Consider the following 268-nt stretch of genomic DNA (forward strand, 5'->3'; position numbering starts at 1 on the left):
ATGTCACAGCTGTTGGGTACACATTGGGCGGAGATTTCCCGGAGGATATTTACAGCAAATAGACTGACTGAAGATATTAGCGGATAGCATAGAGAAAAGAGCGTCAAGATCCTTTGCTGAAGAAGCATTAGATCCATGAAGAATATGACTCGATGCTTTCCGAGCTTTTTCGATTTTCGTCTGAATCTATTCTCACTGAACATATCGCGATGATATCGACGAAAGGGCTATATGCAGCAAGGCAATCTGACGATTCATTCCGTTTTAG

Origin of the sequence: Mesotoga sp. UBA5825, assembly GCF_002432955.1 — a bacterium.
Taxonomy (GTDB): Bacteria; Thermotogota; Thermotogae; order Petrotogales; family Kosmotogaceae; genus Mesotoga.